This window comes from Alteromonas sp. DYW1 (genome assembly GCF_059752595.1).
Genome location: NZ_CM186038.1, coordinates 3,601,813 through 3,616,439, shown reverse-complemented (window position 1 = coordinate 3,616,439; position 14,627 = coordinate 3,601,813). Strand labels below are relative to the sequence as shown.

Genomic DNA, 14,627 nt, shown 5'->3' with positions numbered 1-14,627 from the left:
CCATCATCACCACAACGATTATTGGCTTAACTGTATACTAAGTAACCTATAATTTCGATAATTTAGCGTAGCTTAGCACCAACCATTTGGTGCCCACATCATCAAAGTTGACTTGCACCCGCGCCTGCGGGCCTGAACCCTCGCAATTTAACAGGGTGCCATCGCCAAATTTAGGGTGCATCACCCGGTCACCAAGCGCAAAACCACTGTCATCCACAGCGTCAAAGCTACTTTGTTGACTAAACCGATTTTGCACTGGGCGTGCAACCGTGCTGCGCAAGCGAACTTCTTCTAAACAGGCCTGCGGCATTTCTTTAATAAATCGTGATCGGGTGTGGTATTTGTCTTGGCCATAAACCCGACGGCTTTCTGCATAGGTTATATAAAGCTTTTGCATTGCTCGCGTCATGCCGACGTAACAGAGTCGACGCTCTTCTTCGAGTCGACCTGGCTCATCATGGCTTTGTTGACTGGGAAACATGCCTTCTTCAACGCCAGCCAAGAACACCATTGGAAATTCAAGTCCTTTAGCGGTGTGAATCGTCATCATTTGCACAGCGTCTTGGTGGCTATCCGCTTGTGCTTCACCCGCTTCAAGAGACGCATGCGCTAAAAAGGCATCTAACATTGTCATATTCTCGACATCATCAGGCATTTCAAAAGCTTTACACGCAGAAACTAGCTCTTCTAAGTTTTCAATGCGTGATTGTGCTTTTTCCCCTTTCTCTGCTTGATACATTGCAAACAAGCCTGAACGTCTAATGGCAATGTCGGCTTGCTTTTCTAGCGGTTCGTCCAGCGTTGCAGCTTTAAGCGATAGGATCAAATCAATAAAGCTCTGCAATGCTGTTGCTGCGCGCCCAGAAAGGCGTTTTTCGGCCAATAGCGTTAAACTGGTCTGCCACATCGATTGATCCAGCGAGCGGGCACTTTCACGGATCTGTGCAAGCGTGCGTTCGCCGATACCACGGGTAGGCGTGTTCACTACCCGTTCAAAGGCCGCATCGTCTAATGGCTGATTGATCATGCGCAGATAGCCTAAAGCATCTTTTACCTCTTGGCGCTCGAAAAAGCGCAGCCCGCCATAGATACGATAGGCGATTGATTGATGCAGTAAGGCTTCTTCGAGTACCCGCGATTGAGCATTATTACGATACAAAATCGCGCAGTCGCTCAAGGCATTACCATAATCATTCCAACGCTTAATCTGAGAAACAATGAATCGGGCTTCATCCATCTCATTGAAGCCAGCATAGAGTGAGATGAGTTCGCCTTCCTCGCCTTCGGTCCAAAGCTCCTTGCCTAAGCGGCCTTGATTGTGATCGATGACTGCATTTGCGGCTTTCAGTATGGTAGCGGTGGAACGGTAGTTTTGCTCCAGTCGAATGGTGTTTGCGCCAGCAAAGTCGCGTAAGAAATATTGGATATTATTGACATTAGCACCACGCCATCCGTAGATTGATTGATCATCGTCACCAACAATCATCATATTGTTATCACCGCTGGCCAAGAGTTTTAGCCAGGCGTATTGAATGTTGTTTGTATCTTGGAACTCATCCACCAATATTGCTCTGAAACGACGCTGATAATGAGCCAATAAAGTCGGATGGTTCAACCATAATTCGTGTGCTCGCAGCAATAATTCAGCAAAATCGACCAGTCCCGCCCGGTCACACGTTTGTTGATACACTGTGTAGATTTCACGCATTTTGATCTGGGTAGGATCATTGTGTGTTTCGATATGCTGAGGACGCAAACCCTCGTCTTTATTGCCATTGATAAACCACTGGATCTGCTTTGGTGGGTAATGCTTTTCATCCAGATTCATACTCTTCAGCACGCGTCGAACGAGTCGGTATTGATCATCAGAATCGAGGATTTGAAAACTCTGTGGCAGGCGGGCTTCCTCATAATGGCTGCGTAACAATCGATGCGCCAGACCATGAAAGGTCCCAATCCACATGGTATGTAATGATTGCCCCATTAAATTTTCAATCCGCCCGCGCATTTCTCTGGCTGCTTTATTGGTAAATGTCACGGCCAGTATGCTGTGTGGAGCAATGTGTTCGACTTCCATTAACCACGCGATACGATGCACTAGTACGCGGGTTTTACCACTGCCTGCACCAGCCAAAACTAGCATGTCGGAAGGCGGGGCAGCGACCGCGTCGCGCTGTTTGTCATTCAAATCATCGAGTAATCGAGAAACGTCCATAGTACTGCAGAGTGGTTAAATCAAATCGCGAGTATACCAGTTTATCTGTGAATTTATACAGCGGTTAACAAAAGCAGTGTTATCGCAAAATGTCGTTTTAGCTGAAATTTTCAAAGCTTGATTATCGACTTGCCACATCAGAGGGTGTGCTTTTTTTGCGTACTAAATGATCTGTAGCTACGACCTAAAGGTAACCATTGTCAGAAAACTTTTAATTGAATAAACCCTATGCAATTTCGTGAATGGTATGATGCGTTGGCTAAGCCAGAATGGACGCCTGATCCAGCGTTTATTGGACTGATGTGGCAAATTCTATACCCCATTATCATCGTCACCTTTGCATGGGTCTTTATACAAGTTTGGCGCAAGCAGTATCCCAAAAGCTTAGCATTACCCTTCGTTATAAACTTGATCGCAAATCTAATTTTTACGCCTATTCAGTTTGGATTGCGCAATCTTGAGCTGGCGACGCTTGATATTTTTATCGTATGGGGCACGATTGTTTGGATGATTGTTGCGGTGTGGCGACATAACCAATGGATTGCTCTTGCCCAGTTGCCTTACTTCACCTGGGTTTCGGTGGCTACGGTATTACAAACCATGATTATGGTCATGAACTGGTAGCGCTAAAGTCTGGCTCAGTAGCGACTTAATAGTCGCAGGGGGGATGATTGGCAAGCGCGTACGTAGCTACTTGCCGCAGTAATTCCTGAGTTGCTGGCGCAATATCAAGATGTGGTACCGTTAGTAATAGGTCAGCGGGAAATTCAGTGATAACTTCAAATAAAACCAGCGCGGTTAAGAAACTGCCAGCGAGTGCTGCGTGGTTGCCATCCGCAGCATGTAGTTCGAGTTCGGGGTTGATTTCCAACGCGCGTTCCCATGCATAGCCGATGGGGGCGACACATGCGCCACTTTGGGCTGCAATTTGTGCATGAATATTATGGATATAATCGGTTTCAGCGGCTCTTCCCGCTTGTGCCCACTCAGGGAACATGATTGGCTTGGCCGCACCACTAAGTGCCAGTTGTGCCAAGTAAAGTGCCCCATTGATAGGGTATTCATTCTGGAAGCTTTGGGAGTATTTTTGCGCTTGTAGAATTACATGCGTCCACGGCTCAGCTGCCAACGCTGCTAGCGTTTGCGCGGATCCCGCGTGTTCACTTAGAAACTGAAATTGGGGAACACGAAAGACGTAGCTGCTGTCCGGTCCGAAGTGCTGTTCAATCAGCATTTTTAACAGGTTAGGTAAGTTATTCGCTGCAGTGTGGCTGTTACCGAGCATAATGACTTTAAAGCGAGCTTCTTGAGCGTGCTGTGCTGGCGGTAGCGGTGTAATCAAATTGTCGTTACTGTTAGACCCGCCGCTTCCTCCGCATCCGCTGATCAGTAACATTATTATGCCAAGCCAAATTCGCATTCTTTTAGTCTCGTGCTTATCTTCGCCTAGCTTAGGTAAACCTCAGACGCTTGCCCATGTTGCCTGTCCCGCAGCTAATACCTTCTGTCTGTTCTAACGCGTGTTGGGGGAAATGGAAAGTTTATGGTGATTTGTCGGGTCGTATTGAAATACGCAGTAGTGTCCTTACATCTACCACACTATCCCCAAGGGAACTCATCGAATGCAAAGTATAGACAACAATACGCAAAGGTTTTGGCTGACCTTAAAGCAACAAGCACAACGCACAGTTCAACAAGAGCCTCTCTTGGCCAGCTATGTTCATGCATGCATTTTGGCGCATCACAACTTCGAGAGTTCGCTAAGTTTTATATTATCCAACAAGTTGTCTGACAACGTAATGCCGGCACTCGCAATACGCGAAGTATTCGACGAGGCCTATCTACTTTCACCCAGCATTGTTGAGGCGGCGATGTGTGACAGTATCGCTATCGTCAATCGTGATCCGGCTGTCGACTCCTACTTGCCTGTACTGATGTACTTTAAGGGGTTTCAGGCCGTTCAGGTACATCGGTTAGCACATTACTTGTGGCATAAAGGGCGACATGATTTAGCGCTTTTCTTGCAAAGTCGAAATTCTGAAGTTTTTGGTGTCGATATTCATCCTGCTGCGAATATTGGTAAAGGCGTGATGCTAGACCATGCAACCGGTATTGTTATCGGTGAAACTGCGGTGGTAGAAGATAACGTTTCGATCCTACAAAACGTTACGTTGGGTGGAACGGGCAATCAGTCGGGTGACCGACATCCGAAAATCCGTGCTGGAGTTATGTTAGGTTCAGGCGCCAAGATCTTGGGCAACATTGAAATTGGCAACGGCAGCAAAGTTGGTGCAGGTAGCGTAGTGCTTAGCGATGTACCTAGCGGCGTTACCGTCGTTGGCGTACCTGCGAAGATAGTCGGTAAACCCGATTGCTGCATGCCTTGTGACTCTATGCAGCAAAATGTCTTAGAGGATAAAGAATAGCTATTCTTCATCCTTATTAGAGTAATTGATAGAGTTCTTCTAATGCAGTTAGTTGTACTGTGGGTAATACGCGCACAGGCTCTTGAGCTACCGTCATTGCGCGATTACAGGCAAACCAAGCGGTTTGAAATCCTAAGCGATGAGCAGCCCAAACGTCTTTAATTAAATGATCACCAATGTGTAACACTTCACCCGCTGGCAAGCAAAGATGAGCGATCGCAGCATTGAACATACTTGGGTCAGGCTTCATCGGCGCGGCAATGTTGGCTTGAAAAGTGTGTTCGAAGAATTGCTCAATACCCACTTGTGTCAGGTCAACATTACCATTTGTTATTGCCACTAATGGGTATTTTTGGCTCAGTTTTTCTAATAAAGAATAAATATTCTGATTTACTTTGAAAGCGCTACGTTGGTTGAAAAAGTGCGCTAGTCCGCGATCGGCGATTTCAATTTGTTTTTGTTCTGAGAATTTGGCTTGTCTTGCCAGCGCTTGTAAAACTTTATGTCGCAATAGGCTCATATCAGAAGCCAAACGCGGCTCTTGCTGCACCAACGCGTGGCGGTGGTGCATCCAATGTTCGCCCATTAGCGCTGCAACGGGTGGGTATTCTGCGTGCAAAAAGTCAGTTAATGCCTGCGTTGCCAAACGAATAATCGGGCCGTTATCCCATAAGGTATCATCTAAATCAAAAGTAAGGGCTTTGATCCGCGCCAAAGGACGATAAAAAATCATGCGTTACCTCAGTCCTTCTTGCGCGCCCGCGGATGGGCTTTGTCATATACCGCGGCTAGATGTTGAAAATCTAAATGTGTATAGACTTGAGTCGTGGATAGATTGGCGTGACCGAGCAATTCCTGTACTGCGCGCAAGTCTCCACTCGACTCTAGCATATGCGTAGCAAATGAATGCCGCAGTTTATGCGGATTTACTGCGCTATCAAGGCCTTGCTGCAAAGCAATACGATTCAACCTGTTCGCTACCTGGCGGTTAGAAATACGCTTTTGCTGCTTACTTAAAAACACGGCCTGAGCACCTGGATTGGCGAAACTGGCCCTGACTTTTAGCCAATGTGACAGTGCCTCCTGAGCCTTACGGCCAATCGGCAATATCCGTTGTTTTGCACCCTTACCGGTCACTCGCAGTGTGTTGTCAGGCTGTATATCTTGCAAATTTAAGCCTGTTAACTCGGAAAGTCGCAAACCACAACCATAGAGTAATTCAAACATGGCGATGTCGCGGGTAGTTAGTAAATCGTCCTGTTCGACGTTATCCAACAGTCGTTGCGCTTCATCAACGCTAAGTTGCTTGGGGAGTGGCTTGGGTAGCTTAGGTGCCTGTACTCCGTCGCAGGGATCAACAGATATAATGTTTTTTCTTAATAGGTATTGGCAAAAGGTGCGCATTGCAGACAGACGATTCGCGGTACTTCGCGCTGATAGTCCAGCTTTACGGGCACGCATGATGGCAGACTTAACGTGCAGTGTTGACACTTTTTCAAGGTTGTCACAATCCAGATCTGCAAGTAACGCTGTTATCTGTCGTTGATATTGCTCACAAGTGCGCTCCGATAGCCCTCGCTGGGCCCTGATATACTGGATGAAATCAGCAAGGTGTTGCTCGGTGCTCACGGCAACCATCGGTTAAAATCCGATGGCGTCGGGCAGTAAAATGTTTAAAAACTGTTGTAGCTGTGTCAGCAGTAAGGTATCCATATCGGGATTGAAATGCCCAGGATCGTTGCTACCCACCGCCAAAATACCCAAATCCTTATCAGTGCCTAATCGAACTAATACGACTGACTCAGCGGGTTGCTCATCGAACAGTAATTGCTTCTCATGCTGGCTAAGGCGGCCAAAGTAAAAAAGCTTATTTTTGAAGTGCTTCTCGGTAAACAAACGCTGATGTAATTCAGACATTGCATATGGACCAACGAAAGGTTTCACTGCGACAGCAGACAACTTAAGCTGCGTTAACATAACCTCTTCGAGCGTGTTTTGAATATCACTAAAGTCTTGGCATCGCCACAACTTGATATTGAGGTCCACATAGACCCGATAAATACGCTCATTTTGTTTGGCAATGGCGATCAACTGATGGATCTTGCGACTTAATTGGCGGACTTTATTGCGCAGAATTTCACTTTGCTTCTCTACCAGCGATACGCTGCCATGCTGTTCATGCGGAATTTCTAATTTTTCTAATAACTCCGGACAATGTGCAAAGAACGCTGGGTTTTGTAACAAGTACGCGCGTACTTGTTCGGCGCTGACTTGTGAGTCCTCACCGGTATCGAGTGTGGCTATTGATGGTTGGGTGGCATCTTTCATAGTTGGAAATGCCCATCGTAAATATGTTCTGCAGGCCCTGTCATTTTTAGTACGTTATCCTTACCTTGCCAGCGAATCTTTAAATTACCACCTGGCAATTCAACTCGCACATCTTTGCCTAATTTACCTTGAATTTGTCCTATTGCAACTGCTGCGCACGCGCCACTACCACAAGCCAATGTTTCACCAGTGCCGCGCTCGAAAACGCGTAATTTTATGTGGGTCGGATTAAGGACCTGCATAAAACCTACGTTTACCCCTTCTGGGAACCGCTCGTGCTGCTCAAGTAAAGGGCCAAGCGTTTCCAGATTCGCGGTGTTGATATCTTCGACCTCCATCACACAATGGGGATTACCCATCGAGACGGCACCACAAAATAGGGTATAGTCGTCGGCGCGAATGACATAGGTCTTTTCTTCTTTCTGCGCCACCATCGGAATTTCGGCGGGGGTGAAAATGGGTTTTCCCATATTGACGGTAACATTCCCGTCGCGCTCGATGTATAACACCATACGTCCGGCTTTCGTGCTAACGACAATCTTATTGCGGTTGGTTAAGCCTTTGAGTTTTACAAAGCGCGCGAAACATCGGGCGCCATTGCCGCATTGCGACACCTCAGAGCCGTCAGCATTGAATATTCGATAATGAAAATCTTGGTCCGGATCGTAAGGTGGCTCGACCATTAGTAACTGGTCAAAACCTATCCCGAAATTGCGATCTGCTAGCCTTTGAATTTTTTCTTTCGACAAAAATACATTCTGCGTAACATTATCGATGACGACAAAGTCATTACCCAGTCCATGCATTTTTGAGAATTCTACAAGCATTAGCAGCGCATTATTATTTTCGTTATGGGTATAGTTTACGTAAGTTTATGCTCTCCTTTCCAGAGATCTTTTAGTTTTTCTCGTTCTCGGACCAAATAAACCTGTTCTTTATCCACCATAACTTCTGCTGGACGACAACGACTGTTGTAATTCGAGGCCATGACAAAGCCATAAGCACCGGCACTGCGCACGGCCAACAAGTCACCTTCGGCAATGGCTAAGTCGCGTTCTTTACCGAGAAAATCGCCGGTTTCACAAACCGGGCCAACCACATCATACATTCGCTTTGTGGCCTTCATATTTTCTCTGACCGGAACAATCTCCTGCCAAGCTGAATACAATGCTGGACGTAATAAATCATTCATTGCGGCATCCACAATGGCAAAATTCTTTTCTTCACCGGCTTTAATAAATTCGACTTTGGTAAGTAAGATACCTGCATTACCGCTGATGGCTCTGCCGGGCTCCAAAATTAACATCAAATCTTCGCGCCCGCTTAATTGCTTGGCCATAGCGGCAGCATAATCATTGGGATGTGGTGGTTCCTCGTTACGGTAACGCACCCCCAAACCGCCGCCGACATCTAAGTGTTTAATTTTGATCCCCATTTCGGCGAGCTCATCAATAAGAATTAATAAGCGTGATAAGGCATCGACAAATGGGGTTAAGTCAGTTAGCTGTGAACCAATGTGACAGTCCATACCAACAACTTCTAGATGACTTAAACTGGCAGCTAACTGATAAACTTCTTTGGCACGTTCGCGTGCAATGCCAAATTTATTGGCTTTCAGTCCAGTGGAAATATAGGGATGTGTTTTGGCATCGACATCTGGGTTGATACGCAAGGAAATACGCGCAGATACGCCTAATTCTGCTGCGACGCTATTAATCCGATGTAATTCACTTTCCGATTCGACATTGAAGCACAGGATCCCTTGGGTTAGCGCAAAGTGGATCTCTTCAGGTGTTTTGCCCACACCACTGAAAACTACTTTGGCTGGGTCACCGCCGGCGGCTATGACTCGCGCAAGTTCGCCGCCGGAAACAATATCGAAACCGGATCCCAGCTTCGCAAGCACACTGAGTACACCTAAGTTTGAATTGGCTTTTACTGCATAGCAGACCAAATGAGGATGCGTACCTACGGCATTATTAAAGGCATGCCAATGACGCTCCAACGTTTTACGTGAATAGACATAGCAGGGGGTGCCAAAATCAGCAGCAATCTGTTCTAGCGGCACTTCTTCAGCAAATAGCGCGTCATTTCTGTAATTAAAGTAATCCATTTACGGTTGCTCTTCAGTTGCTTTCGCCGGGGCCTCGTCGGGAGACTGCTGTTGGTTGTTTTGACTGGGCTCGGGCAGATAAAGTGCACCTCGATAACCACAACCGACGGTCGCTAGCATACAGGCAATCAATGCAAAGATAAGAACGGAATATTTTTTAGTTTTCACAGGCTCTAAGCGATGAGTTCAAATCGTGTCGATATCATCGCATCGACGCTTTAAAAAGCAAGTGCCATTAATCGTTGGCGAGTCTGTTCGGGGAATTTTACCTGTTTCCATAAGGACTCACAGAGGTTGTTTTTACTATCCCAGTCTTGTTTTGTGATCCAGTCGATTAACAGGTGAGGATCGTGCGGAAAATCAATGGGTTCTATTGTCGGCACCGCAAGCCACTCCTCAACGGCATCAGTATCTAATTGATACATGACCTCGCACAGGGCGAGTTGTTTCAAGGTGTATGCATTTGAGAGTTGTTCAAACTGACCCGCGAGAGGTTTGAGCAGCAGCTTTTTACCCAACTTAAGTGCTTCACTGGACAATTCAAAGCCGGCATTTGCGATTACTCCTGCTGATTGTTTTAACTTTCGCTGGAAGGGTTCAACTGCGGTTGGATGCCAAGTCACGTGACTGTGCTTTTGTACTTGCTGTATGGCCGGATGAAAACAAGTGAATGAAACCTCACTTAAAGGTTCGAGCATCGCCTCAATATCGGCAATTGCTTCAAAGGGCAGATAGACAAGATAGCCTTCAAGTGACGTTTCATTGGCCGTCACATCATGAATGAATGGCGGTAAGATGGTTTGCCCAAAGTGGTACCAATGCACGCCAAGTTTGATATCAGCGGGCGCGAAACTGCGCATAATAATTTGGTCAATAAAGGTTGCACCTGTTTTCGGTGCGCCCAAGTTGAATGCCGCTTGGTGACTGATTGACATCGAGGGGACACCGCAGCGTTTGGCTGCCCATGCGGTGATGGGTTCGAAATCATTAAGGACAAGGTCGTAATGGGTTAGATCAAGCCGTTTAATGTCATTCAATAGACGACAGGCGCGTGCGTTTTTTAGGGTCTGAAAATGATTAACTCGCCCCTTACTGGTAGCGAAACTCAAACCGGGAAAGCTGGTAAATTCGCCAAACGCGTGCATATCAAAATACTGTTCTACAGGACGACCACTAAAAAAATAGTCGACCTCTACGTCAGGACGCTCCGCGAAAGCGCGCGCCATGATGCGAGCCCTTGTGATATGTCCATTGCCGGTACCTTGTACCCCATATGCGATTCTCATACTACGACTACGCCATTACTTTAAGACTAAACAAACCCACGCTGGTACCTAAGACGGCTCCTGCAAGAATATCACTGGGATAATGCACGCCTAGCAGGATCCGTGACATACCAATAAGCCCGGCCCAAAGGATGGCAAGACCTGCAATCTGTGGATAAAAATAACTCAAGATTGTCGCCATCAAAAAAGCCGCCGCAGTGTGGCCGGAGGGCAAACTAAATTTGTCCGCTGGTTGTATGTGCGCATTGAAATTATTCAGCAGATCGGCCGGTCTTGGACGTTTTAACCATTGTTTCAATAGTAAAAACAGTGGCAACTCAAATGCATATGCCAGTAAACCAACGTAAATGAACAATTCACCATGGATAGGATCATACAACCAAAGTAACGCAGCGATCAGAAGATACAGATAACCGTCTCCAGTTTTTGAAATAAATAGAATGGGACGCATACCGATGCTATCGCTAGCATTGAAAATCCAGAAAAACAGACGCCGGTCTTGCTCAAGTAACCCTTTCAATCGCATTGCTCTGTACTCTACGCAACAATCCTTTGGGCAAAATAGTTAATTTGAGTGACATAATTGTGACGCTTTCGCGACGTGTTGATGACAATGCACCAGGCGTTACTGGCGTTACATGACAAGTCGGTGCTAGACTGCAATCACAGGGGTATCTAAGGAATAACCATGGAATACAACACGTCCGAGCTTTGTGACCTATTTGCTGACAGCGTAGATGTCGTTGAACCAATTTTTTCTAGCTATGGTGGGCGACTGTCTTTCGGCGGCGAAATTACCACCATTAAGTGTTATGAAGATAAAGGCTTAATTGATCGAGTCATTGCAGAAAATGGTGAAGGTAAGGTTCTCCTCATTGATGGGGGTGGTTCGCTACGTCGCGCTTTAGTCGATGCTGTAGTCGCGCAGCAGGCGGTTGATAACCAATGGGAAGGTATCATCTGTTATGGCAGTGTTAGAGATGTTGATGCCTTGGAAGATCTCGATCTTGGTATCTTAGCTGTGGGTAGCATCCCGGTATTAGCTGATGATGAGCAAACTGGCGATGTTGATGTAGCAGTTAACTTTGCTGGTGTGACTTTTTTACCCGAAGATCATATCTACGCTGATAGTACTGGTGTTATATTATCGCCAGAGCCGCTGGACGTAGATTGATACTTGGTTTACGCGATAGCGGCGGTGCACCCGCTGTGCGTTGAATTAGAGCAATGCAGCTATAGCATTGCTCTGACGTCTTCATTCTGAGCCTAAGATTATTGCGACTCTTTTTGCTCAGCAAATACCTCATTTAAATAGGCGGCAATTCGTACGCCTGCTTGTTGTAGCCTGAGCGTCGCCGTCGGTATGTGTTGATAGAGATAGTTCCAAGACAGATTGTTAGCGTCTTCAGGGTAAAGCCCATCACGATAGGTTGTGGACTCTGCAATCCAGGTGGCAGGATTGCTATCCCACCATTCTTGTACGTTATCTTTTGAGATTTTCGCACCTAACCATTCGGACCACTCGGTGTACGACAACTGGCGTTGATCAAGCAATCCAGAGTCCCACACGCGGTGCAAATTTGAATCTTCCCAAAAGAAGCGCACTTTCACATCGTTACCACCGCGATCAGTACCATTCCCCGCATGCAGAGGCTGATGCAAATCACCGATGATATGCACAATAAAGCGCAGCGCCAACTGCTTGTCTTCCAAGCTTGCTCCTTGGTCCAACAGCGTCTGACGGAACTGCGCTAAAGCCGTAACACTATCGCCCTGCTCTGGGGCTCCGACCTCATGGTAATGCTTTCCTTCGGGTACGGTTACGTAATGATAAGGGCCAGCAACCTTTTGCCAAAAATGTGCTGGGTTTGAACGTTGTTCATCGGCATAGGTTGAAGCTTCGGCCAAGGTTTCATTGGGCAGTAATGCAGTTATTGCTGCTTTGGCTTCAGTTGAAAGGTAACTTTCAGCAATCTTACCAGTGACACGATGCCCGGTTTGTCCCCATGCCAATGCATCTGCACTGACTAGCGACAACCCGGCGACTACTGATAGAAGAACGTTTAGTCTCATTTATTAATCCTCTTTTTGTTGTGGCGAATAGCCCCAACGATCAACTAAGGTTTGTGGAATTTGTAGATGATCTAGAATACGCGCTACGACAAAATCGATAAGGTCATCGATACTTTTGGGTTGGTGATAAAAGCCAGGTGCTGCCGGCATCACCGTTACCCCTAGGTTACTTAAAGTGAGCATATTCTGTAAATGTATTGACGATAAGGGCATCTCTCGCGGCACAATAATTAATTGACCTTTTTCTTTGATCACCACATCCGCCGCGCGCTCGATCAAATTGTCGCAGCCGCCTCGCGCTACCGCAGAAAGGGTGCCCGTGCTACAGGGACAAATTATCATTTGTTTAGGTGCGGCTGAGCCAGACGCTACTGGCGAAAACCAGTCTTCTTTGCCGCAATAAATAATTTGCCCTGGCTTGGCACCCAGTTTTTCAGTAAACCAAGCACTTGCCTTCTCTTTGCCACTGGGAATTTGAATATTTTCTTCAGCAGCAAATACCACTTTCGCGGCTGCTGAAACCAACAAATACACGTGAATATCGGCTGCAATCAATTGCTCTAATAAGCGCAGTGCGTAGGGTGCACCTGACGCTCCGGTGATTGCTAGAGTAATGTGTTTGGGCGTAACGTTCGCTTGCATCAGAGTGCTTTTCCAAGTTGGGTCAGTAGTTTTCCGTGGATCCCTTCAAATCCACCGTTACTCATCACGAGAATATGTTGCTTGGGAATGCACAAAGCATTTGGACTTCCCAGCGGAACATCGGCTATGTGATGCTCATTACGCACCAACTCAGTAACCAGTTCATCAACACTGCTAAATACGTGGACCGGACATCGACTCGCCGCTTTAACTTCAGCAATTGACCAGGTGACGGAATCCGGAATATAAATGAAAACTTCATCTGCTTGAGACCAAGCGTCAGCTAGTAGATCCTTATGGATCCCCATCTTCATGGTATTGGAACGTGGCTCTAATACCGCGATAATACGTTCTGAGCCAACGCGCTGACGAAGCCCTTCAACCGTGGTTTTTATAGCGGTTGGGTGGTGCGCAAAGTCATCATACACGGTGGTATGTCCAACTTGGCCTTTTATCTCCATGCGGCGCTTGACGTTCTTGAAACTGTTTAAAGCTGCTATTGCATCATCGATTTTCACGCCGGCATGGTGGGCTGCCGCCACTGCCATGACGCCATTGAGAACATTATGCAAGCCAATCAAGGACCAGTCGACAATTCCTTGTGGTTTACCGTGATGGAGAATTTCAAACAAACTACCGTCTGCTTCGAGTAAGTGGTAAAACCATTCTGCACCGAGGGATTGCTGTTCGCTCCAACATCCTTGCTGCAAAACTGACTGCAGATTTTCATCGCTTTGTGGGGCGATTATTAGGCCGTTCCCGGGTACGCTCCGCACTAAGTGATGGAACTGGCGCTGGATGGCAGCGAGATCATCAAAGATATCTGCATGATCAAATTCTAAGTTATTAAGAATAAGTGTTCTTGGACGATAATGAACAAACTTGGAACGCTTATCAAAAAAAGCACTGTCGTATTCATCGGCTTCAATAACAAAAAACGGGCTTGAGCCGATCCGAGCTGAAATGCCAAAATTCTGTGGGATACCACCAATCAAGAAACCAGGGTTTAACCCTACATGGTCCAAAATCCACGCCAACATACTGCTTGTCGTGGTTTTGCCGTGGGTACCTGCGACGGCTAACACCCAGCGATCGTTGAGAAGATTATCAAGTAGCCATTGCGGACCGCTGGTGTAAGGTAAATTGCGGTTGAGAACATACTCGACAGCAGGATTGCCACGCGCCATGGCGTTGCCGATAATGACCATATCAGGGGCGGGTTCAAATTGAGTAGTATCGTATCCCTCGGTGAGCTTGATGCCTAAATCCGCCAACTGCGTTGACATTGGTGGATAAACATTCCGGTCAGAGCCCGTGACCTCATGACCTAAAGCTTTGGCAATCGCAGCAATACCACCCATAAAACTGCCGCAGATGCCGAGTATGTGTACGTGCATAGGCGAAAAAGTGACTTCAATCCAAAGTTGCAATGACCGCCACTGTATCAAATGCGGATGCTGACGAATAACAGTTTTAACAATTTTGCTAACAAGGGTACAATTATTCGCCATTGGCACACCTTAAGAACAATAACACGTGCCGTT

16 protein-coding genes are annotated in these 14,627 nt (G+C 46.7%); 3 read left to right on the top strand and 13 right to left on the bottom strand.

All coding sequences use genetic code 11. The features are described from left to right. Positions 1–46: 46 nt before the first annotated feature. Positions 47–2,215 (bottom strand): DNA helicase II, encoded by a 2,169-nt coding sequence (gene uvrD, locus AC121Z_RS16455; protein ID WP_498125409.1) that lies wholly within the window; start codon positions 2,213–2,215, stop codon positions 47–49. A gap of 228 nt (positions 2,216–2,443) precedes the next feature. Between uvrD and AC121Z_RS16450 the strand changes: the two genes are divergently transcribed. Beyond that, positions 2,444–2,839, top strand: a complete 396-nt coding sequence (locus AC121Z_RS16450) for a TspO/MBR family protein (protein WP_498125408.1) — start codon at positions 2,444–2,446, stop codon at positions 2,837–2,839. A gap of 25 nt (positions 2,840–2,864) precedes the next feature. On the opposite strand, the gene AC121Z_RS16445 is transcribed toward AC121Z_RS16450, so the two are convergent. Next, complete coding sequence (locus AC121Z_RS16445; RefSeq protein WP_498125406.1) at positions 2,865–3,611, bottom strand: hypothetical protein; 747 nt, start codon at positions 3,609–3,611, stop codon at positions 2,865–2,867. A gap of 226 nt (positions 3,612–3,837) precedes the next feature. On the opposite strand from AC121Z_RS16445, the gene cysE reads away from it, so the two are divergent. Continuing rightward, on the top strand, positions 3,838–4,641 hold the full coding sequence (gene cysE / locus AC121Z_RS16440; protein WP_498125405.1) for a serine O-acetyltransferase: 804 nt from the start codon (positions 3,838–3,840) through the stop codon (positions 4,639–4,641). 16 nt (positions 4,642–4,657) lie between these two features. On the opposite strand, the gene AC121Z_RS16435 is transcribed toward cysE, so the two are convergent. From AC121Z_RS16435 to AC121Z_RS16400, 8 genes are read right to left on the bottom strand one after another with little or no spacing between them, the layout of a single operon-like run. Continuing rightward, positions 4,658–5,374 (bottom strand): HAD-IA family hydrolase, encoded by a 717-nt coding sequence (locus tag AC121Z_RS16435; protein WP_498125403.1) that lies wholly within the window; start codon positions 5,372–5,374, stop codon positions 4,658–4,660. Between the two features lie 8 nt (positions 5,375–5,382). Next, on the bottom strand, positions 5,383–6,279 hold the full coding sequence (gene xerC / locus AC121Z_RS16430) for a tyrosine recombinase XerC (protein WP_498125402.1): 897 nt from the start codon (positions 6,277–6,279) through the stop codon (positions 5,383–5,385). 3 nt (positions 6,280–6,282) lie between these two features. Then, a complete protein-coding gene (locus tag AC121Z_RS16425) occupies positions 6,283–6,969 on the bottom strand; it encodes a DUF484 family protein (RefSeq protein ID WP_498125400.1) in 687 nt (228 codons plus the stop codon). After that, complete coding sequence (gene dapF, locus AC121Z_RS16420; RefSeq protein ID WP_498125398.1) at positions 6,966–7,796, bottom strand: diaminopimelate epimerase; 831 nt, start codon at positions 7,794–7,796, stop codon at positions 6,966–6,968. The genes AC121Z_RS16425 and dapF overlap by 4 nt, the downstream gene beginning before the upstream one ends. Before the next feature lie 35 nt (positions 7,797–7,831). Beyond that, positions 7,832–9,082: a diaminopimelate decarboxylase gene (lysA, locus tag AC121Z_RS16415; protein ID WP_498125396.1), complete on the bottom strand. Its 1,251-nt coding sequence runs from the start codon at positions 9,080–9,082 to the stop codon at positions 7,832–7,834. Continuing rightward, positions 9,083–9,250, bottom strand: coding sequence for an LPS translocon maturation chaperone LptM (gene lptM, locus AC121Z_RS16410; RefSeq protein WP_498125394.1), 168 nt, complete (start codon positions 9,248–9,250; stop codon positions 9,083–9,085). A 50-nt stretch (positions 9,251–9,300) separates the two neighbouring features. Continuing rightward, entirely contained in the window at positions 9,301–10,368 is a 1,068-nt protein-coding gene (locus AC121Z_RS16405) for an MJ1255/VC2487 family glycosyltransferase (protein ID WP_498125393.1), read from the bottom strand. Between the two features lie 7 nt (positions 10,369–10,375). After that, positions 10,376–10,888, bottom strand: a complete 513-nt coding sequence (locus AC121Z_RS16400; RefSeq protein WP_498125391.1) for a phosphatase PAP2 family protein — start codon at positions 10,886–10,888, stop codon at positions 10,376–10,378. A 168-nt stretch (positions 10,889–11,056) separates the two neighbouring features. On the opposite strand from AC121Z_RS16400, the gene rraA reads away from it, so the two are divergent. Next, positions 11,057–11,542, top strand: coding sequence for a ribonuclease E activity regulator RraA (rraA, locus tag AC121Z_RS16395; protein ID WP_498125390.1), 486 nt, complete (start codon positions 11,057–11,059; stop codon positions 11,540–11,542). Between the two features lie 98 nt (positions 11,543–11,640). Here the strand turns inward: rraA and AC121Z_RS16390 are convergent, their stop codons facing one another. Genes AC121Z_RS16390 through mpl form a run of 3 tightly spaced genes read right to left on the bottom strand, consistent with a single transcriptional unit; the run spans position 11,641 to position 14,480 of the window. After that, positions 11,641–12,441: a S1/P1 nuclease gene (locus tag AC121Z_RS16390; protein ID WP_498125388.1), complete on the bottom strand. Its 801-nt coding sequence runs from the start codon at positions 12,439–12,441 to the stop codon at positions 11,641–11,643. A 3-nt stretch (positions 12,442–12,444) separates the two neighbouring features. Beyond that, positions 12,445–13,083 (bottom strand): flavin prenyltransferase UbiX, encoded by a 639-nt coding sequence (locus AC121Z_RS16385; protein ID WP_498125387.1) that lies wholly within the window; start codon positions 13,081–13,083, stop codon positions 12,445–12,447. Beyond that, positions 13,083–14,480, bottom strand: a complete 1,398-nt coding sequence (gene mpl / locus AC121Z_RS16380; RefSeq protein ID WP_498128286.1) for a UDP-N-acetylmuramate:L-alanyl-gamma-D-glutamyl-meso-diaminopimelate ligase — start codon at positions 14,478–14,480, stop codon at positions 13,083–13,085. Before mpl ends, AC121Z_RS16385 begins: the two co-directional genes overlap by 1 nt. Positions 14,481–14,627 lie beyond the last annotated feature (147 nt).